Raw genomic sequence first — 25634 nt, 5'->3', positions numbered from 1 at the left:
ATGATTAAGTTCTTATTTTTATAATAAACGTTATCAATAAAATGATGGAAAGATCTCTATCTTTAACCAATCACAGAAATTCTTTCAATAAACTATAACTCTTTTGCCAATCTCTTTTCCTAAGATAAGGTTTCTCTCTGATAATATTCCTTTTCTATAAATAAAAATATTATCACCTATCCGCCTTCAATTTAAATTTTACTTAAATTATATAAAGACTAATATTTTTCCTGCACTTTTTTATTGCATACAACGTAATCTCTTATAGAATGTCCTCGAATTAATAATCATTTGCTGATATCATATAAGGATTGACATTATGGCTTTCATTGCCGATCGGCTCTCCCATATCAAACCTTCTGCAACAATTGCGGTTTCCCAAAAAGCACGTAATTTAAAAGCGTTAGGACGTGATGTTATTGCTTTAAGTGCTGGAGAACCCGACTTTGATACACCAGATAATATCAAAAATGCTGCTATTGAAGCTATTCGACGTGGGGAAACAAAATATACCCCTATATCTGGTATTCCAGAATTGCGTCAAGCAATTGCAGCAAAATTTAAAAGGGAAAATAATCTTACTTATCAACCAGAGCAAATTATTGTTGGTACCGGTGGTAAACAAATTCTTTTTAATGCATTAATGGCAACTTTAAACAAAGGGGATGAAGTCATTATTCCATCTCCTTATTGGGTCAGTTATCCAGAGATGGTCACCCTCAACGAAGGCAGGCCTGTTTTTGTAGAAACAAAAGCCCAGTTTTCTTATAAACTTCAACCACAAGAACTAGAAGCTGCCATTACCCCAAGAACCAAGTGGTTTCTCTTTAACTCTCCTTCAAATCCATCAGGTGCCGCCTATACATATGAAGAATTAAAAAAGCTAACGGATGTTCTCGTAAAATATCCTCATATTTATATTCTCACCGATGATATCTATGAGCATCTAACATATGAAGATTTTGTCTTTGTCACTCCCGCAGAGGTAGAACCAAAACTTTATGAGCGTACACTCACAATGAATGGTGTTTCTAAAGCTTATGCCATGACGGGTTGGCGAATTGGTTATGCAGGAGGACCACAAAAGTTAATTAAAGCCATGGATACCATTCAAGGTCAACAAACATCTGGTACAAGTTCCATCTCTCAATGGGCAGCTGTTGAAGCACTCAATGGCCCACAAGACTTTATAGCTCAAAATAAAAGTACTTTTCAAACACGTCGTGATCTTGTCGTTTCCATGTTAAATCAAGCTCTAGGCATTAATTGTCCAACACCAGAAGGAGCATTTTATGTGTATCCTTCCTGTACAGAACTTATCGGGAAAAAAACACCTGAAGGTAAAGTTATCACAAATGATGAAGACTTTGTTATAGCGCTTTTAGAAGCAGAATCGATTGCTGTCGTCCATGGCTCTGCTTTTGGACTTGGCCCCGCTTTTCGTATTTCCTATGCAACATCAGAAGAATTGCTAAAAGAAGCTTGCTCACGTATTCAACGATTCTGTAATAGTTTGCTTTAAAATACGTCAATTGTTTATTGTGTCTATTGTTACCATTTTGTTGGCGATCAGTCTTTCTGAAAGATTTTCAGCTGTTGAGCTATAATAAAAACAAATGGATTCTATAGAAAACATCTATGCCGAAACCTATGCCAAGAACAGAATAAAGAAGCTCTTCACACAGATAAAATAGAAACAAATATCATTCTAAAAATGATACTCTTATAAAGCCTGTTCCTATTTTCTTCTCCCCTCATGAAAAGTGAAAGCATTGGCTATTTTAACTCTATAATCAAGAAATAATTCTTGTCGAAGTTTACGATTACATTCAATGACTACCACAAGGCTTTTACACCTCTGTAAAGTCTACACCTATCAATGAATTCATAATATTAAAGAGAATTGAATACTTACAAATACCACGCTTTCAAGCCAACCTTTGCTCTTCTAAAATGGCCATGACAGTCTCAATATTCCTCATCACATCTTAATGTGCCTACTGTTGGAGATCCATAAAAAGCTTTGAGATTTTTTTAACCTGCAAAATATCTGTATTGTTAAACAGAAGCTAAAAAAAAGCCGGACAAATGTCCGGCAAGTTTGGAAAATCCCCAGAGATAAAATCAATCTGACAGATCTTCGTAAGGGAACACTCAAGAAAATGCAATGGGAGGCAACATAATCAAGAGATAATTCTCTATCTCATTTTATAAGAAAAAGCACAATAAAGACTTACGCGTACCTGCTATGCATTATAAACATAGCTCTTAAAGAGTGCTTCATTAAAAAGACCACTGGCGCGCTTTTAAAAAGATATAATCTCGAAAAGCATTCAACTTTGCCAAATTCTTTAAAGCATAAGGATAACAAAAAAAGGTATCAAAAGAAGGAATATCAACCATATCAGGAAAAAGGCGAACAAGACGTTCATCATTATTGACAATATAATCAGGAAGCACAGCAATACCAAGATCACGCATAAGCGCATTCTTGATTGAAATAATATTGTTAATTCTTAAGACTGAAGAACGCAAAGACCCATTATTTCTACCAGCCTTTTCCAACCAATTTAAACCAGATAAATAATGTGGAACAGGTTCACCAAATGAAATAATACGATGTGCATCAAGTTCAGATAATTTTTCTGGTTTTCCACAATTTGCGATATAGTTTTCCGAAGCATAAACATGCATATGAATTGTAAATAATTTTCTTTGTATAAGATCAGGCTGCTGAGGTTGATGGAGACGAATAGCACAATCTGCATGACGCATTGTTAAATCAAGTTCTTCATCAGAAAGCAAAAGCTGGATCCGCATATCAGGATAAAGACTTAAGAATTCTGGCATACGCTCTGCAATCCACCCAGCTCCCATTCCGAAAGTCGATGTAACACGCAAATGGCCGGTTGGTTTTTCACAACTTTCACTTAACTGCGATCGGACATTTTCAAGTTTCATCAAAACATCATGCGTTGTTCGATAAAGAATTTCACCCTGCTCTGTGAGAATCAAACCACGCGCATGACGCTGAAACAAGGGCACTCCCACCTCTTGCTCTAAAGCTGATACTTGTCGTGAAACTGCTGATTGAGATAAATGAAGCCTTTGAGCAGCATGGGTAAAAGAACCAGCTTCTGCGGCGGCATGAAAAACCCTTAACTTATCCCAATCCAATGGTGACGCCACAATTTCACCTCTCATTTTTTTACTTATTTCAATAAATGTCATGCTAGCAGATCTAAAAAACGTTCTGCTTCCAATGCCGCCATGCATCCCCTTCCCGCTGCAGTTATAGCTTGTCGGAATGTCTCGTCTGTGACATCACCTGCAGCAAAAACACCAGCAACGCTTGTTGCTGTTGAATCTGGCTCTGTCCACAAGTAACCACCTCTTTTTTGTTTCAGTTGCCCTTCAAACAAAGAAACCGCGGGATCATGCCCAATGGCAATAAATACTCCCTCCGCATTTAGCTTCACTTCTTGACCAGTTTTAACATTTTTAAGACGTGCACCCGTTACAACAGCTCCCTTTGAATCTTGAGCTGGCAAACCAACAATTTCTTCCACTATATGATCCCAAAGAATGCGCACATTATCGCGGGAAAACAGTCTATCTTGTAAAATTTTTTCTGCCTTAAAATAACCGCGCCGATGAACCACACTTACACTTTTAGCCAAATGCGATAAATAAAGGGCTTCTTCAACGGCTGTATTTCCCCCTCCTACAACAATGACATCTTTACCACGATAAAAAAAACCATCACATGTAGCACAAGCAGAAACTCCCCCTCCCATAAAAGTCTGTTCACTTTCCAAACCAAGCCAACGCGCCTGCGCCCCTGTTGCGATAATGAGGGCGTCACAACAATATTGTGTTCCGGAATCTCCATATAAAGTAAAAGGATATTCTAATAAATCAGCCTTTGTAATACTATCATAAATAATTCTTGTCCCCATATTTTCAGCTTGTTTTGCCATTTGTTCCATTAACCACGGTCCTTGAATTGGATCAGCAAAACCTGGATAGTTTTCCACATCCGTTGTAATCGTCAACTGCCCACCTTGCTGTAAGCCAGTAACCAAAACAGGCTTGAGCATTGCTCTTGCCGCATAGACCGCTGCTGTATAACCAGCTGGACCCGAGCCAATAATAAGCAGGCGAATATGCGATTGTACCATAGAATCCCCTTATACTTTTTGTTACTTGATTATTCTATAAATTATAATGGAATACAGCCTTTAAAAAAAATTCTCAACAGCCTAAATTATGGTGTATATGTATTTCCTTTCAAGTTTGTTGAAAAAGTTCAATTGTCAATTTACCAAAGCATGCTTAATATAGAAGTTAATCTTTATCGTATAAAGTAAAGAAAGGTAAATTCTTATGAGCATAAAACTGTAACCAAAAATGATAGAAAGATAGGGGACGACCATTTTTCAATTTATTATCAATGTTTGTGCACGTTTTGCGCTGATTATGGGAGGAGCAATGCTTCTGCCGATTTTAGTTGATTTGCATGACAATAACCGTAATTGGATAACCTTTCTCTACTCTTGTGCTATAACCACCATGTTGGCAACGCTGATTCTTTTAGCAACGAGAGGTGCGACCTGTCGTTTTTCAGCACGGCTTGGTTTTATGCTCACTGTTTGTCTTTGGCTAACAGGAAGCGTTGTAGGTGCTCTACCTCTTTACCTCTCACCTCTTCCTATTTCCCTAGCAGGAGCAATTTTTGAATCTGTCTCTGGAATTACCACCACAGGCTCCACAGTACTTACTAGTCTTGACAATTTATCGCGAAGTATTTTGTTATGGCGCTCTCTCATATGCTGGATTGGAGGCATTGGTTTTATCGGTTTAGCCTTATTGCTGTTGCCTTCACTGCGTGTTGGTGGAGTACAACTTTTTCATATGGAATCATCAGATAAATCCGAAAAAATATTGCCTCGCATTAACCAAATTGCTAACGGAATTATCATAGCCTATGTTGGACTAACATTGGCTTGTATGCTCTCCTATTTTGCCTCTGGTATGAGCTTATTTGATGCTATTAATCATGCAATGAGCACGATAGCAACAGCTGGTTTTTCAACCCACGATGCTTCTTTTGGCTATTTTTCTGATACACCCGCCATCTTAATTACTTCAACAATTTTCATGTTACTCTCCGCACTACCCTTCGTGCTTTATGTTAAATTAGTGCTTCCTGGCCGCTCTAAACGCTTCATTGATTCGCAAATAATTGTCTTTCTCTATATTGTTTTTCTTTTCAGCTTTGCTTTAGCAGCATGGCTAAAATTTCATGATCATCGTGCTTTTTATGCGATTTTTCTTGATGTCATTTTTCATCTCACATCCATCATTAGTACCACTGGTTACAGCGCCGAAGATTACCAACTTTGGGGACCTTTTGCGCTTGGTATCTTTTTCCTTGTTTCTTTTACAGGCGGATGTGCTGGTTCTACCTCTGGGGGAATGAAAATCAATCGCCTCATTATCCTTTGGCGTATTACACAAACAAATATAGAAAAACTGCTTTTTCCCAATGTTATTGTAAAAGCGCGCTACGATCATTTAAACATCTCAAGTGATGTTGCCAAAGCAGTGTTATTTTTTGTCTGCCTTTATATGTTCTGTCTTCTCATTGGTACTGCACTTTTGCTCACAACCGGACTTGACTTTACCACTGCCTTTACAGGAGTCCTAACCGCCCTTTCCAATATAGGTCCAGGTTTTGGCAACATTATCGGTCCCGCAGGTAATTTTTCGACAATCAATGATCACGCTTTATGGATTTTAAGTTTTCTGATGCTGGCTGGACGTCTTGAAATCATAACGATATTTGTACTTTTTATCCCCGCTTTTTGGCGTGAACAATTTTAATGCACAGCATCAATTAGAAAATGAAGCCCTGATTCAATAGATAAAAGAATCTTAAAGAGCTTTAAAACACGCAACCATACAAGCAATATAAAACTAATACGAAATGAAAAACCTAAAAAGCTCTTCTTAGTGCATAGACCGTTCTAAATAGCTGCATCACATAAATTCTCAAGTATCACTCAAGAACGTTCAAAGCACATTACGATCTTATAACATTCCTATTCATTAACCTCTATACAACAAAAAGGGACTAGTTCACACAACATTCCAGTATATTTTACCAATGGCTTTTAATCGAGAAAAAACCCGAAATCATTTCGCGCAAAAATATTTTTATCACAATCCCCCTGATATTAATTTTTATCTATGAAACAAAACATAATCCCCTCTCCCCTAAGACAACACAAACAGCTTCAAAAAATTCTTCTCTTTTATAAGGTTGCTATCATAAAAGCAACGACAGAAACCTAATAGTACCAAGAGATATCTACAATTGTTAAGACTTAAAAAGATGAAAGCATTCTTTTGTCTGATGTAATATTTCTAAAATCAAAAATGATCAACCCGCTTCTGTAATTTTATGATACCTCTCACGCCCTTCAAGAAGTATAAATTTCTAAGCCTTTTATCAAAAGCTTTGTTCGTTTATGATGAGAGCATACAAAAATATCATGCATATACTCCACTTCTCAAACCAAATTCCCAATATATTTAAGACGTTTTTTCCGCAAATATTTCCTCGTAAACGCTGCCAATGGCTTGAGCCTCTTTTTCCAAAGGAAAGTGGGTACGAACATGTGCTAAAGCCTTTTCTCCTGCTGTTATTGTTTTTTCTAAATCAGCAAAATAAGGTTCAATTGCTGCCGTTAAAGCATCTCCATCCCCTGCTTGAACAACTGTCCCTGTTCCTTCCACCACCAATTCTTTATAAACTCCCGCATCACTTGCAACCACAGCCGTCTGTGATGCCATTGCTTCCAAGGGTGTTAAACCAAAACCTTCTGTACGAGAAGGTGCTACATACAGCGACAAACGGCGGTACCACAAAGGTGTATTGAGTAACTCACCAAGAAAAACAATGCGACCATCCAAACCCGCCTTTGCAATCTTTTGGCGTAATTTTTTCTCAAAGTTATAATGTTGTTCTGTCGTTCGACCAGCAATAAGTGCTGTCCACTCAGGATAACGTGGCAACAACGCTATCATTGCCTCGACAAACAAATCAGTACCCTTTAAATAACGCACACGCCCAAAACACCCTACCGCATATTTTCCAAGAAGCCCTGTAGAAGAAAAGCAATCATCAAGGGCTTTTGGTGGAGAAAAACGCCTAACATCAATTCCATGCATAATAACTGTATGAGGTACTTCTAGATAGGCTCCCGTACGGATACTGGTAGCAATCACCCTATCCATACGCCAAATCAACCACTTGGTAAAAGATTTATGATGGCGCTGAGAAGCCGATGTGAAGACAAGTTTAAGCTTCATTCGCAACACATCACGCAAAAAAATGCCACAAAGCATCTCAATATTGCGTCGTGCATGCCAAATACGAAACGGCCTGTCCTTCGGGCTTTTCCAAAGCCCGAAAAGGTCCTTAAAGGCAAGAGCTGGTAAATTCTTTGGTAATCCAAATCCGAAAGTAGAGATATATATGCCTTTTTCTCGTTGCAGTGGAATAAGCTGAATAACCGTAGATGTCACTCCTGATAAACGCTTTTTAAAGTGAGGAGCAATAACCTCCGTTTCTTGCAAAGATACACGCATAACAATTTAGATGTATTGAACCTCAATAATTTCGTAATTATGTGCACCACCTGGTGCATTCACTTCAATAACATCCCCCTCTTGCTTACCAATGAGTGCACGTGCAATAGGCGAGGAAATAGAGATCTTACCAGTTTTTACATCCGCTTCTTGATCACCAACGATCTGATAAACTTTCTTCTCTTCAGTATCTTCATCCAAAAGTTTGATAGTGGCTCCAAATTTAATTTTGTCGCCGGAAAGACGGGAAACATTAATCACTTCTGCCCGCGCAATATAATCTTCAAGCTCATTTATACGCCCCTCATTATGACTTTGCGCTTCTTTAGCAGCATGATATTCGGCATTTTCTGACAAATCACCATGGGCACGCGCCTCAGAAATTGCTTCAATAATCCGTGGACGTTCTTGCTGTTGACGCCAACGTAACTCTTCTTTAAGACTTTCAAAACCAGCTGTAGTCATCGGAACTTTTTCCATAATCCGTCCCTTTCTGTTACACGGAAGGTTCAATAAAATACAAAAAACGGCTTCCAAAATGACTTTTGGAATCCGAAAACCACAATCTTCTTCATTATATAGTACAGCATCTCTGTTTTCCATATAAAAATAAAAAAGAAGATAAAGCATTCACTACTTATATTGGAACCAACAGATATTTTAACCTCTCAAATATCAACTTTCGCCACCACCCTTCAGAGCCTTTTAAAAGAACTAATTGTATTTCTTGCTGTTTTATCATAACTTAATTCATATAGAGAGAATAAAAGGAAATCTCTAAAGGAATCCTCTGCAGAAAAATGAAAACGTTGATAATTTTTTTTGTGTTTGGCCCTCTCTTTTTAGCCACAACCGTATCTGGAGCCACGGATGCCTTTGTCATAACAAATCTTAATTTGAGAACAGGACCAAGTACAAAGCATGCAGTTCGTGATTTAATTCGTGCTGGAGAGTTGGTATTTGTACAAACCTGTAAAGAAAAATGGTGCTATATTAAATATAATACCCAAACAGGTTGGGTATCATCTCATTATCTTTCATTTAAAAATGGCAATGATCTTTATCAAACCTATACAGTGTTTTCACTAACAAACAAAAAGCGCACACTCCATAGCAACCCATAGTGATATAGCCAGTACTTCCGCCAAACATCATCATAGTGCAAAAGAAATAATGCACATGAAAAACCATTAATATTATCACATGCAAAATATTTAAAACGCGTATTTCATCTTCAAAACTTGATGAATATCCTATGAAAGATTCAAGGAACTCAAACAAAATTGCTTAGGAATACTTTACCGTTATCGCGATTAAGTTGTAAAATTTGCGAATTCCTTTAAAACTATGAAAACTTTTCTATCAAAGGATTCAACAATGAAAAATGGTGTCACAGCAACAGTGGAAGCTCTTTCTGCTCTGATTGCTTCAGGAAATCCTCTTTTTAAGAATGGTGCATTATGGACACCTCACCGCCCTGTACGTCCTGAAAAATCTGAAGGTGGTATTCCATTTCAACTTGAAACATCCTTTGAAGCAGCAGGCGACCAACCTCAAGCTATTAAAACTCTGGTTGAGGGCATTAAAAAGGATGAGCGTACACAAGTTCTCTTAGGTGTTACTGGATCAGGAAAAACCTATACAATGGCAAAAATCATTGAAAAAACCCAACGTCCGGCTCTCATTTTAGCACCAAATAAAACTCTAGCGGCACAACTTTACGGAGAATTTAAAAGTTTTTTTCCTCACAATGCTGTTGAATATTTTGTATCTTATTACGACTATTATCAACCTGAAGCCTATGTAGCGCGCTCTGATACTTATATTGAAAAAGAATCCTCTACTAATGAACAAATAGACCGTATGCGCCATGCAGCAACACGCGCTGTCTTAGAGCGTGATGACGTCATTATTGTGGCATCTGTGTCCTGTATCTATGGGATTGGCTCGGTAGAAACTTATACAGCCATGACTTTACAAATACAAAAAGGAGATAAGCTCAATCAGCGAAAACTCCTAGCTGATTTAGTTTCTCAACAATATTACCGACAAGACATAAACTTCATTCGTGGTTCTTTTCGTGTCCGAGGAGATACAATTGAAATTTTTCCTGCCCATCTTGAGGATCGTGCTTGGCGACTTTCGCTCTTTGGTGAAGAAGTAGAAACAATTACTGAATTTGATCCTCTCACAGGAAAAAAAACAGCTGAACTCCAATCCATTAAAATTTATGCCAACTCACACTACGTCATACCGCGGCCAACATTAAATCAAGCAATGAAAGCCATCAAAATGGAACTGGTTCAACGTCTAGATGAATTAAACGAAGCAGGACGCCTTTTAGAAGCGCAACGTTTAGAACAGCGTACAATGTTTGATCTAGAAATGTTAGAAACAACCGGCTCATGCGCCGGAATTGAAAATTATTCACGCTATTTAACAGGACGACAACCTGGAGAACCGCCACCAACCTTGTTCGAATATATTCCAAACAACGCTCTTGTTTTTATTGATGAAAGCCATGTCACGATTCCTCAAATTGGTGGCATGTACCGAGGTGACTTTCGTAGGAAAGCAACCCTAGCAGAATATGGATTCCGTCTCCCCTCCTGTATGGACAATCGTCCTTTGCGCTTTGAAGAATGGGATGCCATGCGTCCACAAACCATTGCTGTCTCCGCAACACCTGGACGCTGGGAAATGGAACAATCTCACGGCATTTTTGCTGAACAAATTATTCGCCCCACAGGACTTGTTGATCCACCAACAGAGGTACGCCCTGCCTCTAACCAAGTCGATGATGTTGTCAATGAAATTCGTAAAACAATTCAAAAAGGCTACCGCACTTTAGTCACTGTACTAACTAAACGTATGGCTGAAGATTTGACAGAATATCTCCACGAACAAGCTATTCGGGTACGCTATATGCATTCTGACATTGATACATTAGAACGTATTGAAATTCTTCGCGATCTCAGGCTTGGGACTTTTGATGTTCTCATCGGCATCAACCTGCTTCGAGAAGGACTAGATATTCCAGAATGCGGTTTTGTTGCCATTCTAGATGCCGACAAAGAAGGTTTTTTACGCTCTGAAACCTCACTTGTGCAAACAATCGGACGCGCTGCACGCAACGTAGATGGACGCGTTATTCTTTATGCTGATACCATTACTGGCTCTATCGAAAGGGCATTACAAGAAACACAACGACGTCGAAAAAAACAGATAGCCTATAATGAAGAACATCATATCACCCCCACCAGTATCAAAAAAAATATCGACGATATTCTCAATTCAGGAGGAGAAGACCACCATACTTCTACAAAACTTCCTGATTTTATCAGACAAAACCATATGGTTGGAAATAATTTAACAACCCATATTCAATATCTCGAAAAATCAATGCGTAAAGCAGCCGCTGATCTGAACTTTGAAGAAGCAGCACGACTTCGTGATGAAATCAAACAACTACAGAAAATAGAACTCGCAATCGCAGCTGATCCTTTAACACATCATAGTGAACAATCCATCCATGAACTCATGATACAATCAAATTTTTTCACAAAGCCAGATCTTGATCACATGGGGCCAACAATAGACACTGGCATTTTGGAAAATCGCAAAGCAAAGAGAAAATCTCACAAAAATACTCTTAACAAAACAACAAGAAAATAAGACATTGTTCCTAATCAATAAGCTAAGACTATAAACCTGTTTAAAATCAATCTCTTTCCTCTAAAATCTTAATAACATAATCAAGAAACAGCACCATCCCATAAAATGAATAGCCTAAATATCAATGCAGCTTCAATTAAGCAAAAAGGTAACATAACAAAGAGATGATATAAGAAAACATTTCTTATAATGATCTTTTCATCAGAAAATCATAAACCTACCTAAAAATATTTCTAAACTTTAAAGTCGTAAAAACCAAATCAAAAACATCTTTTTCATATGCCCCATATACTGTGAGACAGAGCATAAAGGTAGTTTTTTATAATCAGCCTCTTACAAAGCCATCAAACCAGAGAATATTCTTATGACGAATGTAAGTAAATGAGATACTCTTATAATAATATAACCTCATGATAGCAAGAGTTATACCTCTTTAATTCACGCTATTGTTATTCAATTTTAAAATCTTATAAATTAAAAGAAAAATAAAAATATTATTTTACATAAAATCTTATTAACAAAATCAATTCTAATAACGATCAATACAATTTTATAAATTAAAATAAACAGAGTCTATTTCTTTAAACCAAACTTTTGTCATGATTTTGTGTTGATACTTAATAAAATAGTTTTTTATTCGTTATTATCAAAACAAATCAAAAGTCGTTCAGTTTGTGTTCAGTTTGATACGTGTAGAATTATGAAAAAATGCGAATTTACATAATAAGGAGCATCGCTATGAAAAAAATAATCAAATTAGCGGTATTATCCGCAATATCGAATGTAACTGCTTTCATGCCACTAAGCACAACACTTGCGAGCAGCGCATGGGGTTATAGAGAAGATACTATCACGAAGACAATGAAAAGTATAGAAAAAGAAATAGATGATCATATGAAGGGTATAGAAAAGGAAATAGATGATCATATGAAACGTATGAAGAAAGATATTAATAGCCGTTTTTCTTCTAATTCTTTTCCTACTCCTCCTCGCAAGAACCTCCATCGTATAGCCTATACGGGAGGCGAATATCATCACCGTAATGTTGAACGTAGGACATATCATTATAGTGAACGCAATACGACAACCCATCATCATCATACCCATAAACATTATGAATCTCGTAACAACTCAGGAGAGGCTATAGCAGCAGGCCTTCTTGGTCTTGCTGCAGGGGTAATTCTTAATAATGTTTTCAAAAAACCAGAACAGCCACAAACACAAATCATTTATCAAAAGGTTCCTCAAGCCATCTATCAACAAACTCCAACAAGTCAGGTTATTTATGAAGTTCAGTCAATAACAACATATCCCCCCCTCCAACAATCACAGGTTCATGATTGGCTTCAATATTGCAAGAAAAAATACCGTTCGTTCAATCCAAAAACAGGGACTTTTCGGGGTTCTGACGGACGAGAATACATTTGCTATGCTCCAGTAAATTAACTTCTTTGATAAGCTACTTAAAGAAATTTTAAAAACCAAAAAAACACTTGAGAGTGTTTTTTTGGTTATACATTAAACTCTTGAAGAAAAGGATTCCACTGGCGCTCATAGCCTAAGTGGCTTCTTGGTCCATGACCACAGATGAAACGAACATCGTCACCTAGTGGCAAAACTTTTTCTCGAAGTGATTTCATCAACGCATCATGAGAACAGAAGGGAAAATCCGTGCGTCCAATAGAACCACGAAAAAGCACATCACCCAATAAAGCAAAACGTTGTTTTTCATTGAAATAAATGACATGGCCAGGTGAATGGCCAGGTGTGTGAAAAACATTGAACACATGTCCAGCAAAATCAAGACTATCGCCATCTTCCAGCCATTGATCAGGAATACAACTGCGTGCATCAGTAATACCATAATTTTTTGCGCTTTCACATGCAGCATCCATCACAGGCTTATCACCATAATGTGAACCGATAATTTTAACACCAAGAGCTTCTTTTGCTTGCATTGCCGCTCCCACATGATCAAAATGACCGTGTGTTATCCAAATAGCTTCAACAGTAACGCCCATCTTTTGGATCACTTTTTGAATTTGAGGCCAATCCCCACCAGGATCCACTAAAACCCCCACTTTTTGTTCATTATCAAAAAGCAAAGTGCAATTTTGTTGAAAAGGTGTAACTGGAATAATATGTGTACTAAAATTGCTCATGATATTCTTTTTAAAGTAAATTTTTCTAAGCTTCTGAAAGAGCATTTTCTTCTTTATAGAGTAAAATAGCTTGCTCGACAGCTTTATGCAACTTATGTAAACTTGAATTCTGTAAAAACGCAATTTTGTCAAGGTTTTGAAAAATGACCGATCACTTTCAAGTTTTGTGTGATGATGCACCTCACCTTCTTGTGATAGATGACGATACGCGCATTCGCAATCTTTTATTGCAATTTCTCATTAAAAATGGATTTCGTGTTTCAGTTTCGGCTCATGCTGATGAAGCTAAACGGCAGCTTGCAAGTTTAGATTTTGATCTTCTTATAGTTGACGTCATGATGCCTAGACAAAACGGTATTGATTTCACATACGCACTTCGTCAAACAAGAGACGTTCCTATCCTCATGCTCACGGCTTTGTCAGAGACAGATAATCGCATCCATGGCTTAGAAGCAGGTGCAGATGACTATCTTGCTAAACCATTTGACCCTCGTGAGCTTCTCCTTCGCATTCACGCCATTTTACGACGTGGTTTTCCACTAAAGCAGCCTAAAATCGAACAGATTGTTTTTGGACCATACATTTTTTCCATTGCACGGCGCGAACTCAAGAAAGGAGGAGAAATTATTAAATTGACAGACAATGAACAAAAAATGATGGTTATTTTTGCTGAAAATGCAGGAGATATCATTCCACGTTATAAATTTGCAATGGATGATAAAAATATTGGCGAACGTGCAATTGATGTACAAATTAACCGCCTTCGCCGTAAAATCGAAGAAAATCCAGCACTGCCAATATGGCTCCAAACCGTACGGGGAATAGGTTATAAACTTTCAATTGAACAAGCATAATATGATTAAACCTGCAAAAAAATTTGTTCGCTGGTTAACAAAGAAGATGCCTAAACGGCTTTATGCACGCTCTTTGATCATCATTATTGCCCCTATGGTCCTCCTGCAAACAGTGATTGCTTATGTTTTTATGGAACGCCATTGGCAAATGGTAACCGAACGTCTTTCCACCGCTGTCGTCCATGATATTTCAGCTATTATTGATATTATTGAAACATATCCGCAACAAGATAACTACGAAGAGATCAAGCGTATTGCACAACAACGTATGGGATTAAACATGGCGATCCTCCCTCCTGCCTCTCTTCCTCCACCAGGACCTAAACCATTTTTTGCAATTCTTGATTATTTTCTCAGTGAAGAAATCACTCGTCAAATTAATCGTCCTTTCTGGATTGATACAGTAGGCGATTCTGATCTTGTTGAAATCCGCATTCACCTTGGTCATGGTATTTTACGCGTGTTTGCACCACGTAGCCAAACCTATGCTTCCAATACTGCTATTTTTTTAAGCTGGATGGTAGGAACAGCTCTTTTCTTATTGCTGATAGCGATCTACTTTCTGCGCAATCAAATCAAACCAATTCAACAATTAGCTGAGGCAGCAGAAAGTTTTGGACGCGGTCGCCCTTTACCAGAAGGATTTCAACCACAAGGAGCTGATGAAGTCCGTCGTGCTGGCATTGCTTTTTTACGCATGCGTGAACGTATTGAACGCCAAATTGAACAACGTACTATGATGCTCTCAGGTGTAAGCCATGATTTAAGAACAATTCTCACACGTTTTAAACTTCAGCTTGCCTTAGCAAATACAGACTTCGATATTAAACCTCTTGAGCAAGATGTAAGCGACATGCAAAATATGTTAGAAGATTATCTTGCTTTTGCCCGTGGTGAAAAAAATGAAAGCGTTAAAACTTTTAATTTAAACACCCTCATGCAAAAATTTTCCACCGATGCACATCTTCACAAACGTCAATTTTCCTACACCATTGAAGGTCCTACACAAATACAAGTACGCCCCCGTGCTTTCACACGCCTCGTGAGTAACCTTATATCAAACGCATTTTATTACGCCAATACCATCAAAATAACAGCCATATCTCACCAAGAATCCTTTATATTAATGATTGATGATGATGGACCTGGCATTCATAAAAATATGCGTACAGAAGTCTTTAAGCCGTTCTTTAGAGTCGACAAAGCACGAAACCAAGATGCAAGCGGAACAGGACTTGGCCTTTCTATTGCCCAAGATATAGCCCGTAGCCATGGAGGCAACATTCAACTAGACGATAGCCCTCTCGGGGGCTTGCGTGCTATTATTGATATCCCCCTATGAAAAAACTTCACAAATCGTTTTTTTTAAATGCTTAACAATAAATTGTAGAGATTTAAGCATTTCCTACAGTTTCAAACAAAGTATATTGCAGCGCCTTGTAAGCACTTTCTCCACGCCAAGCGACCATCTGAAATGCTACATAATGGCTTTCACAAACCTTTAGTGCGTGTATCAACAATGTTTCAACTTGTATATGAGATGGATGAACCCCTCCTGCCAATAAAAGCCCTTGTCGATAAATAACCGAATTATTGCTTCGCCAATAATCAAAATGTCCCAGCAGCAATTTTTCATTAATTGCTAGCAATAAGCGGTGTATTTCTGCCGTTTGAGCATTTTCAATAGAAAGATCAAATGCACAAGCCAAATGAAGCGCCTCCTGCTCTTCCATCCATGAAAAAGCAAGGCGATAATTTGCCCGTTTCCCTTCTACACAAACACGAATTTCATCTTGTGCATCCCGCTCAAACGACCAATTATATTTACAAGCAATCTGTTCAATAAAGTCAACAGGATGCTCTTCTCTTTCTGTGGCGCAAAATGCAAGCCTCATTATAATCCTCAATCATATTAAAACATTGTCAACAGAACACAAACCACCCCAACTGTAACAACATTTTGTTACAACCAAAGCCTTTACACCAAACAAATACACATTAAAAAAATTGACAGTACACAAGCACCCGCAACACAATCACGCTTCCCCAACTAACTTGATAACCATAGAACGAATCATCAGACTTTTTCAGTGTATTGATACAATTCTACAGCGCCAGTCCCTTATCAAAAAAAATATTTTTATTTACAGAAAATAAATCAAAACTAAATGGACATTTTCCGCTAACAGACTCAAGATTAAGCATTTTTTAATTTCAAGCATCCCATTGAAAAACTGGGGATATTTTTTCTAAAACTTTTTATAGAAATTATTTTACTTCTTTTCTGTCTGCGTTTCTTCCAACTCCTCAAGGCGTTTTTTTACATCCACATTGTCAGCGTTCGCTTTTAGCACCATTTCCTTAAAAGCTTCAAATTCTTCGCGTGAAACAAGATCAAGTTTATTTGCTATTTTTTCAGCTTGCAAACGAAAAGCTGTTCCAGCTTCACGTCGTATACCTTGTGCAATTTCAGCAGCATCTGTTGCTAATTTTGCTAATTCATCAAGAATACGGTTTGATCCATTACGCATAATGTTTTTCCTTAAATTTTAATTATTGACACACGCATTATAGCGTATTTTCATAACATTTAGATACTGTATTTGTTCCTTTTACCCTATAGATTTTATCCTATCCTACAGATTTTTCCATGTAGATTTTTTTAAGTCTTTTACACTCTTTTTACCAACATAAAATTTTAGCATGAGAAAGCAGTGGAAACCTACCACTCTCCCCGCTTGACCATTATACATTCATCTGTCATTCCTGACTATAATGTAACCTCAAAGAAAATGCTTAACTCATGAACAATATTTCTTGTCCTGCCATTGCTTTTCCAGATTTTCTCAATCCGGTAATTGTCCGTTTAGGTCCCTTATCTCTCCATTGGTATGGACTTGGTTACGTAATGGGCATTCTTTTTGCTTGGTGGTATGGGCAAAAGTTATTAGAAAAACAATCTCTATGGTATGCTAATCATCCTCCTATGAGTAAGGAAAAGATAGGAGATTTTGTTGTTTGGTCTGCTATCAGTGTTGTTGTTGGTGGACGTTTAGGACAAGTACTTGTATGGGATCCCGTTTATTATTTTAGCCACCCAAGTGCTATCATCGCAGTGTGGGATGGAGGGATGTCCTTTCATGGCGGGCTCATTGGCATCATCATTGCAATGATTTGGTTTGCCCATAAAAATAACATCAAGATACGCGCAATGTTTGATATCATTGCTGCCGGTGCCCCTATTGGTATTGGTATTGTACGGATATGCAATTTTATTAACCAAGAATTATGGGGCAATGTCACCACAAGTCCTTGGGCTGTTTGTTTTCCCCTAGATCCGTACTATTTACCACGCCATCCAAGCCAACTTTACGAAGCCTTCATGGAAGGATTCCTTCTCTTTGTCGTCCTATCCATTGTTATTTTTGCTTTCAAAGCATTAAAACGCTCCGGTACTGTGTCAGGAATATTTATTATAGGTTATGCAATAGCACGCAGTATTTCAGAAGTTTACCGTGCTTCCCAAGAAGATCCAGAATGGTTTTCCACCCTCTTTCATTCTACTGGCTTCACCTACGGAATGGCCTTGTCTCTTCCGATGCTCCTTTTAGGGGGGTATCTCCTTTTTCAAGCTTTCAAAGATAAATCTGTAGAACATGGCCACCCTGAAAGAAAAAATTAAGAAAATCATCGCGCTAAATGGCCCAATCCCTGTCAGTCAATATATGACACTAGCACTTGCAGATCCCCAATTTGGCTATTATCAAACACAAACACCCTTTGGGCGCGCTGGTGATTTCACGACAGCCCCTGAAATAAGCCAGTTATTTGGAGAAATGATTGGTATTTGGCTTCTTGCAAACTGGAAAATGTATGGTTGTCCTTACCCCTTTATTCTTGCTGAAATAGGTCCAGGACGTGGAACTTTAATGAATGACATTTTGCGTACCATACAAAAATTATCTTCAACCGCATTTAACGCTGCTGAAATTTTTCTTATTGAAGTGAGTAAAAAACTTGCAAAGGAACAACAGAAATGTCTTGCACCTTATCAAAAACAAATCCAGAATATTAAAAGCTTTGATCAAATCCCCTCAAAACCACTTTTTTTAATTGCTAATGAGTTTTTAGATACACTCCCCATCAATCAATATATTAAAATCAATGGAGCATGGAAAGAACGCCACATTACAGTAAACCAAGATGGAGATTTCGTCTTTATTGCCACCCCATATGAACTTCCCACTTCTTGCTTACAATCTTATTGTTCTGAAATGCCTGATGGCACAATTTTTGAACATGCTCCCTCACGGCATCAATTGATGCAACAAATCAGCAAGCATTTATTACGAGTACAAGGTTCTGCGCTGCTCATCGATTATGGTGCTCGAGATCTCGCCTTTGGCGATACACTACAAGCACTCTCAAAACATGAATTCCGTGATATTTTTGATGCCCCAGGTGAACATGACTTAACATCCCATGTTGGCTTTTTCTTTTTAAAAAAAATAGCCCTTGAACAAGGTTGTTTTGCTGAGATCCTCGAGCAAGGAGACTTTCTTTTAAAAATGGGACTGCTAGAACGGGCAAGACAACTTGGAATAGACAAAAGTACGACACTGCAAGATAAAATTCGCCAAGATGTCGAGCGATTAGCGGGTCCAGATCAAATGGGAAGATTGTTTAAAGTTTTACATATAAGTGACAAAAATATACCGATACCTCCCAGATTTTGATAATCAAAAATATTGACAAATACGCACATTTCACTCACTATTCTCATTTTGAAAACAACCATTTTCTATAAAAAGCTTTATGTATCCTCTCGCTCATCCCATCCTTGCAAAAGAACTTTCTGCTTTACACATAAACGGGATAAAACATGGTTTTTTCACACGCCAATGCGGTATTTTTAAAAGTCCTTCTCAAAACCTTAATGTTGAAGAAAGCTCAAATGATCAATCTGCACATACCGCACAAAATCGTATTTTAATCGCTGATTACTTTGGTGTTGAGATAGAAAATTTAGTTACTGTCAATCAAATACACTCTTGTGATGTTGTTGTAGTGAATCAAGTGTTTATTGATGAAGCTCCCAAAGCAGATGCCATTGTTAGCACCACATCAGGCCTCGTCATCGGCATTCTTACAGCAGATTGTGGACCAATTTTATTAGCTGATCCACAAGCTGGTGTTATCGCTGCAACTCATGCAGGCTGGCGAGGAAGCTTAAAGGGAATTGTAGAAAAAACGATTACCGTTATGGAAAAACAAGGAGCTAAAAGATCATCGATAACAGCAGCTCTTGGACCTTGTATTGGTCCTTACCACTACGAAGTAACAGAGGAATTTTATCATCAATTTATTGACTACCATAGTAATTTTCAAAAATATTTTGTAAAAACAGATAAAGTCAATCACTTTTATTTTAATCTATGGACATTCATTATCAATCAACTCAAAGAAGCAGGTGTTAACGCTTCCTGTGTAGAGCTTTGCACTTACCAAGATGAACAGCGCTTTTTTTCCTATCGTCGTGCAACACTCCGAAATGAACCTGATAATGGACGACAATTTTCTGCTATTATGCTCAATAAATAAAAAGTGAGACTTTTTCACTTTGAAGAGAATAGCGAAACTGCAAAATAAATTCTTTTCTTTCAATGAAACAAGAAACACTCTCCAATACTGTGCTTTTTATCAAAAAAGCTTTTTTCGCGTACAAAATGTAGAGCGTTTAACATTTCTTCTTTATCCAATTTACTTCATAAAGAAACTCAAGATAAGCTCTTTTAACTCGAACTCAGCTTCATTCCTTTCATACAGAAAACAATACGCATATTATTTTATAAAAGTAAGAGCAAAAAATTCCCATCAATATATTTTTTACTCTATGACCAAAAAACTTTGTTCTAAAAGCAATAAAACTTTGGAAAAAGAAAAAACAAGACACAGAGCTCTTTAACAATAAGAAATAAAATTGTAACGCTTTTATAATTGTTTCCTTGCAATCTGATAATAAGAAGTTAAAAAAACTATCATACTCTACCTTGACGACTCAGAGGTTTTACTATGAAGCTTTTCTGCGGCAATTCCAATCCACGTCTTGCTGAAGATGTTGCAAATTATTTAAATATTCCCTTAGGTAAAGCAACCGTGAAACGCTTTGCTGATCAAGAAATCTTTGTAGAATTACATGAAAATGTACGTGGGCAGGATGTATTTGTTTTACAATCCACATCCTATCCAGCAAACGATCATTTGATGGAATTACTCATCATGATTGATGCGCTTCGCCGTTCTTCGGCGCGTCGTATCACCGCTGTCATCCCCTATTTTGGTTATGCGCGCCAAGATCGTAAACCTGGACCACGCACCCCGATTTCTGCAAAACTTGTTGCCAACCTAATTACTGAAGCAGGAGCCCATCGCGTTTTAACATTGGATCTTCATGCTGGACAAATTCAAGGTTTTTTTGATATTCCAACGGATAATCTCTATGCTGTTCCAGTTATTTCTCGAGATGTCAAAATGCATTATTCTCTTGAAAATGTTATTGTTGTTTCACCGGATGTCGGGGGAGTAGTACGCGCACGTTCACTTGCCAAACGCTTAAACAGTTTGCTGGCCATCGTTGATAAACGTCGCGAACGTCCTGGTGAATCAGAGGTTATGAATATCATTGGAGATGTCTCGGGAAAAGATTGTCTTTTGCTCGATGATATTGTTGATTCCGGTGGAACCCTATGTAATGCAGCAAGTGCTCTCCTTAAACACGGTGCGAGTAGTGTCACCTCTTATATCACACACGGTGTTCTTTCTGGAAATGCTATTGAGCGTATTACCAACTCAGAGATGAAAGAACTGGTTATTACGGATTCCATTATGCCAACAGAAGCGATTGAGAAAGCGCATAATATTCGTGTTTTACCAATTGCAGACCTGATTGGCGAAGCAATCGCAAGAACAGCAGCAGAACAATCTGTCTCGAGCCTATTTAGCTAAATGGGTTGCTTGGGATCTCCTGGTGCAGTTTCCACACCAAGGTCAGGAAAAGCTATAATGCGTTGACCATTTAAATGTGTATGAATAATAATAAAACCGCGCTCTTCAAAGTAGCTTAAGAGTCGGCGTGCACGGCTTAAAGAATGGGTTCCATAAAGACGTGCTAAAAATGCATCTGATGGACAGGGTTTTCCACTCAAAGCAGCCTGTGCCACATGCAAAAAAACACCTTGAACATCATCTTCCAAACTTTCTGATAGTTGTAAAAGGCGCTTCCAGTTTTCACTCACAGCAGTTTGTTCGTCGACACAAGCTTGAGCAACAGCCAATTTGCGTCGAAATTGTGAAAGGTTTAAAGGATCTCCTGAAAGACCATGAATACGACAACGAACTAAGAAATCTTGATAAAGTAGCGCTGTAGAACGATAAAACGCCTCAGGATCATCAAGGATTTCCCGAATAACACCTTCTACTTGTCTCTCTCTCTCCACAACAGAAAGTTCAGGAAATAAGCTGGGTTTTTCTTCCAACAACTCTTGTTTTTTATGCACAGCCTCTTCTAACATTTCATGAATTGATTTTTCTCGCACTGGCTCTCGTGATTGTTTAAAGGGAATTAAAATTTCCTCTGGTACAGCAGTAAAAACAAGTTCTTTTGCATCCATTCGCTCTGTTGGAAGAGGCATTAATTTAGGACTAGAAGAACGTGCCAATGTTTCAACAGGTCCAATGATAATCCGCAAAGAACGCCTTGATAAAGCAGGTCCTAAAGCTATAAAATGCCCTCGCTCGAGATCTCTAAACATTTCTGCTTGACGACGTTCCATTCCCAAAAGATCAGCCGCACGCACCATATCAATATCTAAAAAAGTTCGCCCCATTAAAAAATTTGATGCCTCAGCAGCAACATTTTTAGCAAGCTTAGCCAAACGCTGTGTTGCAATGACACCAGCAAGCCCCCGTTTGCGCCCTCGACACATAAGATTAGTCATAGCACTCAATGAAATTTTACGCGCTTCATCAGAAACCTCTCCGGCCGCCGCTGGAGCAAATAATTGTGCTTCATCAACAACAACAAGCATGGGATACCAATAATCACGTTCCACATCAAACAATGCCCCAAGAAAAGCACCCACAGCGCGCATCTGCTGTTCTGTATCCAAACCTTCAAGATTAAACACAACCGAAACCCGATGTTGGCGAATACGATGAGCAATACGCGTTAATTCTAGCTCATTGCGCCATGCTTCAACAATAACATGACCAAATTTATCTGCCAAAGTGACAAAATCACCCTCTGGATCAATCACACAATGTTGTACCCATGCAGCACTTTGTTCAAGAAGACGTCGCAAAAGATGTGATTTCCCTGAACCAGAATTACCTTGTACCAAAAGACGTGTCGCCAATAATTCTTCCAAATCAATACATGCAGGTACAGATTTACGCAAAGCATTACATTCTGCCGTCTCACCCAAGGCGATTTCAACTTTCATAACATCTCCAGTATTTGCTTTTGAATATTACCAGCTCATATTCATGAGCCCAATAAACCATGCTTGTAACATTTCCTTTTTTCTAACGGTAGAAATCATCGATTTTTCCCACAACTCTTGCATCTACGCAGAGTTTGAATTATAGAAAGAGCCTCTGCGTAGACACCCTTGGAGGCAACGCAGAATGGAGCAATCGCTGTTAACTAGTGCATATCTTCATATTCATACGAAAACTGTTGTTGGTTTTTGATGGATCTCCAATCATGTAAAAGGACTTAAATTATGAGCAAAAGCTATACTCTTAAGGCCGAAATACGCGAGCGGGTTGGTAAGGGGTCCTCCCGTGAACTTCGCCGTAACGGTCTCATTCCTGCTGTCATTTATGGTGAAAAACAACCACCTTTGGCAATCTACGTTCCCTATAAAGAAATTTTTTATAAAATTCACGCTGGTGGTTTTCGTACTACCATTGCAACGATTGCAATTGGCAAAGAAAAAATTACGGTTCTCCCCAAAGATTACCAATTGGACCCTGTGCGTGACTTTCCCCTCCATGTGGATTTTCTCCGTATTTCAGCAAAATCCGTTGTGGAAGTTAATATTCCTGTACACTTCCTCAATGAAGACACAGCTCCTGGTCTTAAAAGAGGAGGCGTTCTCAATATTGTTCGACACGAAATTGAATGTACTGCTCCAGCAAATGCTATCCCCGAAGCAATTGAGATAGACCTTTCCAGCTATTCTATTGGTGACTCTATCCATATTTCAGCGGTGCAACTACCAAAAGGTGTTACCCCAGTTATCCAAGATCGAGACTTCACTATTGCAACCATTGCAGCTCCTGCTGGCATGAATGTCGGTGATGGAAGTTCCGAACAAGAAAATGGAAACGAAGAAAACGCATAAATTTCACAAGGCGGGAAAAGTTCCCGCCTTAACTTATGTAACATTGATTAACCTCTCACACTTTAACTGTAGGCGCGCATGTGGCTTATTGCTGGTCTTGGAAATCCTGGTTTACAATACCGAAATAACCGCCATAATATTGGTTTCATGGCTATTGATGCGATTTACCAGTCCTTACCTTTTTCTCCATGGTCAAAAAAATTTCAAGCTGAAATCGCCAATGGTCTCATAAATGGTGAAAAGACTTTTCTTCTAAAACCTCAAACTTTCATGAATCTTTCCGGCCAAGCAATTGGTGAAGCTTTGCGGTTTTATAAACTTGATTTGAAAAATCTGATTATCATTTATGATGAGTTAGATTTATTACCAGGAGAAATACGTGTAAAAATTGGTGGAGGAAACAATGGACATAACGGCATAAAATCTATTGATGCGCATTGCGGTATTGACTATTATCGTATCCGCTTAGGAATTGGACGCCCCAATTCTAAAGAACTTGTTCATCAGTATGTTCTAGGAGATTTCACAAAATCTGACCAAAAATGGTTAGTTCCTCTTTTAGAGGCACTTGCAAAGAACATTTCTTTCCTTATAAAAGAGGACAGGTCTCTCTTTATGAATGAAATCTCACAAACGATGAGAAATAAAAGCCTGTGGTAATGGCGCTTTTCTCTAAAACACAATAAATCAACACCGCTTTGTGTCATTCTTACATACACTCGCTTTTTCAAAAGGAAAAGGAACAGACAATGAGCACAACACATCAAATGAAACGCATGAAATACCCCCTCAAAAATCTACTTATGTTTAAAGCAAACTATAGTGAGCATACACTCTTGATTATTAACTTTAAATTATAAAATTACCCTCATAAATATCACAAACCATATATTAATTGAAATGACTAGTATTCTTTAAATTTAAAAAAAATCACTCGGATTAATGGTTGACTCTAGTGGATTAGAAGCAGTGGATTGTTGGCTGTAAACTTTTGGTCTCTCATTGTTTTGTAACACCACCACACGAGAACCGATAGGAACACGATCATAAAGGTCAATAATATCCTGATTAAGCAAACGAATACATCCACTTGAAATAGCATGGCCAATAGACCACGATTCGTGGGAACCATGAATACGGAACAATGTATCTTGCCCATTTTTGAAAAGATAGAGTGCTCGTGCTCCCAATGGATTATCAGGTCCTGGTGGCATGCCTTTCCCCAAATGACCATAACGTTCTGGTTCTCTATTCATCATTGCCACTGTAGGAGTCCAATTCGGCCAGCGACGTTTGCGCTGTATAACCCCTTCACCTTCAAATGCTAAGCCTTCCTTCCCAACCCCAATACCATAACGCAAAGCGCTGCCATTTTCACCAATAAGGTAAAGAAAACGCTCCTGCGTATCGACAACCAGTGTTCCAGGGAGATAAGAAGTATAATAAATAACCCTTTGACGCCAAAATTTGGGATCAATTGTAGCAAGATCAATAGCAGGCAACAAGTAAGGTTCATTTATTACAGGACCATACAAGGCCTGCATTTCTGCTGGAATGTGCCGAACTTGTTGAGAAGAATCCAACGACACATTTGAGTGACGCGTAGCACATCCAACCAAAGCCAAAGGTGCTGCAATTAAAAAGGCACGACGAGACAACACTCTTCTATTTTCTCCAATTAATTTTTTATGCAGACTTGCATACTATGAAAAACTTAGCACATTATTAACGTTAATTTGAAATTCTCTTATCATTAAGATAGAAAACTGTTAAATGTGATAAAAAAAGACAAATTATTTTTTAACATAGACTTTTTCCTTACCTACAGCAACAAGAGACTATAACTCTTTTCAAAATATGCTATAAAAAACCCAAAAGAA

General features: G+C 38.2%; 22 protein-coding genes. 13 read left to right on the top strand and 9 right to left on the bottom strand.

What is annotated here, in order from left to right:
* The first annotated feature begins 319 nt into the window (after positions 1-319).
* The gene (locus ABD917_RS04160; protein ID WP_345118849.1) at positions 320-1522 is read left to right on the top strand and encodes a pyridoxal phosphate-dependent aminotransferase; all 1203 of its coding nucleotides are present in this window, start codon (positions 320-322) and stop codon (positions 1520-1522) included.
* 761 nt (positions 1523-2283) lie between these two features.
* On the opposite strand, the gene ABD917_RS04155 is transcribed toward ABD917_RS04160, so the two are convergent.
* Entirely contained in the window at positions 2284-3189 is a 906-nt protein-coding gene (locus ABD917_RS04155; RefSeq protein ID WP_345118848.1) for a LysR family transcriptional regulator, read from the bottom strand.
* A 38-nt stretch (positions 3190-3227) separates the two neighbouring features.
* Positions 3228-4181, bottom strand: a complete 954-nt coding sequence (gene trxB / locus ABD917_RS04150) for a thioredoxin-disulfide reductase (RefSeq protein ID WP_345118847.1) — start codon at positions 4179-4181, stop codon at positions 3228-3230.
* A 310-nt stretch (positions 4182-4491) separates the two neighbouring features.
* Here trxB and ABD917_RS04145 point away from each other — a divergent pair, with 310 nt between their 5' ends.
* Entirely contained in the window at positions 4492-5886 is a 1395-nt protein-coding gene (locus ABD917_RS04145) for a TrkH family potassium uptake protein (RefSeq protein ID WP_345118846.1), read from the top strand.
* A gap of 711 nt (positions 5887-6597) precedes the next feature.
* On the opposite strand, the gene ABD917_RS04140 is transcribed toward ABD917_RS04145, so the two are convergent.
* A complete protein-coding gene (locus ABD917_RS04140; protein WP_345118845.1) occupies positions 6598-7656 on the bottom strand; it encodes a glycosyltransferase family 4 protein in 1059 nt (352 codons plus the stop codon).
* Between the two features lie 6 nt (positions 7657-7662).
* Positions 7663-8136, bottom strand: coding sequence for a transcription elongation factor GreA (gene greA, locus ABD917_RS04135; RefSeq protein WP_208440456.1), 474 nt, complete (start codon positions 8134-8136; stop codon positions 7663-7665).
* A gap of 320 nt (positions 8137-8456) precedes the next feature.
* Between greA and ABD917_RS04130 the strand changes: the two genes are divergently transcribed.
* The 3 genes from ABD917_RS04130 (at position 8457) to ABD917_RS04120 (ending at position 12777) form a co-directional block, all read left to right on the top strand.
* On the top strand, positions 8457-8780 hold the full coding sequence (locus ABD917_RS04130; RefSeq protein ID WP_345118844.1) for an SH3 domain-containing protein: 324 nt from the start codon (positions 8457-8459) through the stop codon (positions 8778-8780).
* Positions 8781-9033: 253 nt separating this feature from the next.
* The gene (gene uvrB, locus ABD917_RS04125; RefSeq protein ID WP_345118843.1) at positions 9034-11331 is read left to right on the top strand and encodes an excinuclease ABC subunit UvrB; all 2298 of its coding nucleotides are present in this window, start codon (positions 9034-9036) and stop codon (positions 11329-11331) included.
* A gap of 738 nt (positions 11332-12069) precedes the next feature.
* Positions 12070-12777, top strand: a complete 708-nt coding sequence (locus tag ABD917_RS04120) for a BA14K family protein (protein WP_345118842.1) — start codon at positions 12070-12072, stop codon at positions 12775-12777.
* A gap of 65 nt (positions 12778-12842) precedes the next feature.
* Here ABD917_RS04120 and ABD917_RS04115 read toward each other — a convergent pair whose 3' ends face one another.
* A complete protein-coding gene (locus tag ABD917_RS04115; protein WP_345118841.1) occupies positions 12843-13493 on the bottom strand; it encodes an MBL fold metallo-hydrolase in 651 nt (216 codons plus the stop codon).
* 143 nt (positions 13494-13636) lie between these two features.
* On the opposite strand from ABD917_RS04115, the gene ABD917_RS04110 reads away from it, so the two are divergent.
* Together ABD917_RS04110 and ABD917_RS04105 are read left to right on the top strand one after the other, a co-directional pair.
* Positions 13637-14347, top strand: a complete 711-nt coding sequence (locus tag ABD917_RS04110) for a response regulator (protein WP_345118840.1) — start codon at positions 13637-13639, stop codon at positions 14345-14347.
* A 1-nt stretch (position 14348) separates the two neighbouring features.
* A complete protein-coding gene (locus tag ABD917_RS04105) occupies positions 14349-15689 on the top strand; it encodes an ATP-binding protein (protein ID WP_345118839.1) in 1341 nt (446 codons plus the stop codon).
* Positions 15690-15741: 52 nt separating this feature from the next.
* Here ABD917_RS04105 and ABD917_RS04100 read toward each other — a convergent pair whose 3' ends face one another.
* Both ABD917_RS04100 and ABD917_RS04095 read right to left on the bottom strand, forming a co-directional pair.
* Entirely contained in the window at positions 15742-16242 is a 501-nt protein-coding gene (locus tag ABD917_RS04100) for a type III secretion system chaperone family protein (protein WP_345118838.1), read from the bottom strand.
* A 378-nt stretch (positions 16243-16620) separates the two neighbouring features.
* Positions 16621-16878: an accessory factor UbiK family protein gene (locus ABD917_RS04095; RefSeq protein WP_345118836.1), complete on the bottom strand. Its 258-nt coding sequence runs from the start codon at positions 16876-16878 to the stop codon at positions 16621-16623.
* Positions 16879-17150: 272 nt separating this feature from the next.
* Here ABD917_RS04095 and lgt point away from each other — a divergent pair, with 272 nt between their 5' ends.
* The 4 genes from lgt (at position 17151) to ABD917_RS04075 (ending at position 21352) form a co-directional block, all read left to right on the top strand.
* Positions 17151-18029 (top strand): prolipoprotein diacylglyceryl transferase, encoded by an 879-nt coding sequence (gene lgt, locus ABD917_RS04090; protein WP_345118835.1) that lies wholly within the window; start codon positions 17151-17153, stop codon positions 18027-18029.
* On the top strand, positions 18004-19083 hold the full coding sequence (locus ABD917_RS04085; RefSeq protein WP_345118834.1) for a class I SAM-dependent methyltransferase: 1080 nt from the start codon (positions 18004-18006) through the stop codon (positions 19081-19083). The genes lgt and ABD917_RS04085 overlap by 26 nt, the downstream gene beginning before the upstream one ends.
* 79 nt (positions 19084-19162) lie before the next feature.
* Complete coding sequence (gene pgeF, locus ABD917_RS04080; protein WP_345118833.1) at positions 19163-19948, top strand: peptidoglycan editing factor PgeF; 786 nt, start codon at positions 19163-19165, stop codon at positions 19946-19948.
* A 471-nt stretch (positions 19949-20419) separates the two neighbouring features.
* Positions 20420-21352, top strand: coding sequence for a ribose-phosphate pyrophosphokinase (locus ABD917_RS04075; protein WP_345118832.1), 933 nt, complete (start codon positions 20420-20422; stop codon positions 21350-21352).
* Here the strand turns inward: ABD917_RS04075 and ABD917_RS04070 are convergent.
* Positions 21349-22848 (bottom strand): helicase HerA domain-containing protein, encoded by a 1500-nt coding sequence (locus ABD917_RS04070; RefSeq protein WP_345118831.1) that lies wholly within the window; start codon positions 22846-22848, stop codon positions 21349-21351. The two genes, ABD917_RS04075 and ABD917_RS04070, sit on opposite strands and share 4 nt — an antisense overlap.
* 282 nt (positions 22849-23130) lie before the next feature.
* On the opposite strand from ABD917_RS04070, the gene ABD917_RS04065 reads away from it, so the two are divergent.
* Entirely contained in the window at positions 23131-23754 is a 624-nt protein-coding gene (locus tag ABD917_RS04065; RefSeq protein ID WP_345118830.1) for a 50S ribosomal protein L25/general stress protein Ctc, read from the top strand.
* Between the two features lie 78 nt (positions 23755-23832).
* Positions 23833-24414 (top strand): aminoacyl-tRNA hydrolase, encoded by a 582-nt coding sequence (pth, locus tag ABD917_RS04060; RefSeq protein ID WP_345118828.1) that lies wholly within the window; start codon positions 23833-23835, stop codon positions 24412-24414.
* Between the two features lie 260 nt (positions 24415-24674).
* Here the strand turns inward: pth and ABD917_RS04055 are convergent, their stop codons facing one another.
* Positions 24675-25415 carry a L,D-transpeptidase gene (locus ABD917_RS04055; RefSeq protein ID WP_345118827.1) on the bottom strand — a complete coding sequence of 247 codons (741 nt, stop codon included), beginning with the start codon at positions 25413-25415 and terminating at the stop codon, positions 24675-24677.
* Positions 25416-25634 lie beyond the last annotated feature (219 nt).

This window comes from Bartonella pachyuromydis, assembly GCF_039543065.1.
GTDB lineage: Bacteria > Pseudomonadota > Alphaproteobacteria > Rhizobiales > Rhizobiaceae > Bartonella > Bartonella pachyuromydis.
The sequence above is the reverse complement of the archived record's forward strand: the minus strand, read 5'-3'. Positions and strand labels throughout refer to the sequence as shown.

What these genes read in the sequence shown, in the direction of transcription:
- ABD917_RS04160 (WP_345118849.1), top strand. Translation starts at nt 320, where the DNA reads ATGGCTTTCATTGCCGATCGGCTCTCCCATATCAAACCTTCTGCAACA.
- trxB (WP_345118847.1), bottom strand. Translation starts at nt 4,181, where the DNA reads ATGGTACAATCGCATATTCGCCTGCTTATTATTGGCTCGGGTCCAGCT.
- ABD917_RS04145 (WP_345118846.1), top strand. Translation starts at nt 4,492, where the DNA reads ATGCTTCTGCCGATTTTAGTTGATTTGCATGACAATAACCGTAATTGG.
- ABD917_RS04140 (WP_345118845.1), bottom strand. Translation starts at nt 7,656, where the DNA reads ATGCGTGTATCTTTGCAAGAAACGGAGGTTATTGCTCCTCACTTTAAA.
- greA (WP_208440456.1), bottom strand. Translation starts at nt 8,136, where the DNA reads ATGGAAAAAGTTCCGATGACTACAGCTGGTTTTGAAAGTCTTAAAGAA.
- ABD917_RS04130 (WP_345118844.1), top strand. Translation starts at nt 8,457, where the DNA reads ATGAAAACGTTGATAATTTTTTTTGTGTTTGGCCCTCTCTTTTTAGCC.
- uvrB (WP_345118843.1), top strand. Translation starts at nt 9,034, where the DNA reads ATGAAAAATGGTGTCACAGCAACAGTGGAAGCTCTTTCTGCTCTGATT.
- ABD917_RS04120 (WP_345118842.1), top strand. Translation starts at nt 12,070, where the DNA reads ATGAAAAAAATAATCAAATTAGCGGTATTATCCGCAATATCGAATGTA.
- ABD917_RS04115 (WP_345118841.1), bottom strand. Translation starts at nt 13,493, where the DNA reads ATGAGCAATTTTAGTACACATATTATTCCAGTTACACCTTTTCAACAA.
- ABD917_RS04110 (WP_345118840.1), top strand. Translation starts at nt 13,637, where the DNA reads ATGACCGATCACTTTCAAGTTTTGTGTGATGATGCACCTCACCTTCTT.
- ABD917_RS04105 (WP_345118839.1), top strand. Translation starts at nt 14,349, where the DNA reads ATGATTAAACCTGCAAAAAAATTTGTTCGCTGGTTAACAAAGAAGATG.
- ABD917_RS04100 (WP_345118838.1), bottom strand. Translation starts at nt 16,242, where the DNA reads ATGAGGCTTGCATTTTGCGCCACAGAAAGAGAAGAGCATCCTGTTGAC.
- ABD917_RS04095 (WP_345118836.1), bottom strand. Translation starts at nt 16,878, where the DNA reads ATGCGTAATGGATCAAACCGTATTCTTGATGAATTAGCAAAATTAGCA.
- lgt (WP_345118835.1), top strand. Translation starts at nt 17,151, where the DNA reads ATGAACAATATTTCTTGTCCTGCCATTGCTTTTCCAGATTTTCTCAAT.
- ABD917_RS04085 (WP_345118834.1), top strand. Translation starts at nt 18,004, where the DNA reads ATGGCCACCCTGAAAGAAAAAATTAAGAAAATCATCGCGCTAAATGGC.
- pgeF (WP_345118833.1), top strand. Translation starts at nt 19,163, where the DNA reads ATGTATCCTCTCGCTCATCCCATCCTTGCAAAAGAACTTTCTGCTTTA.
- ABD917_RS04075 (WP_345118832.1), top strand. Translation starts at nt 20,420, where the DNA reads ATGAAGCTTTTCTGCGGCAATTCCAATCCACGTCTTGCTGAAGATGTT.
- ABD917_RS04070 (WP_345118831.1), bottom strand. Translation starts at nt 22,848, where the DNA reads ATGAAAGTTGAAATCGCCTTGGGTGAGACGGCAGAATGTAATGCTTTG.
- ABD917_RS04065 (WP_345118830.1), top strand. Translation starts at nt 23,131, where the DNA reads ATGAGCAAAAGCTATACTCTTAAGGCCGAAATACGCGAGCGGGTTGGT.
- pth (WP_345118828.1), top strand. Translation starts at nt 23,833, where the DNA reads ATGTGGCTTATTGCTGGTCTTGGAAATCCTGGTTTACAATACCGAAAT.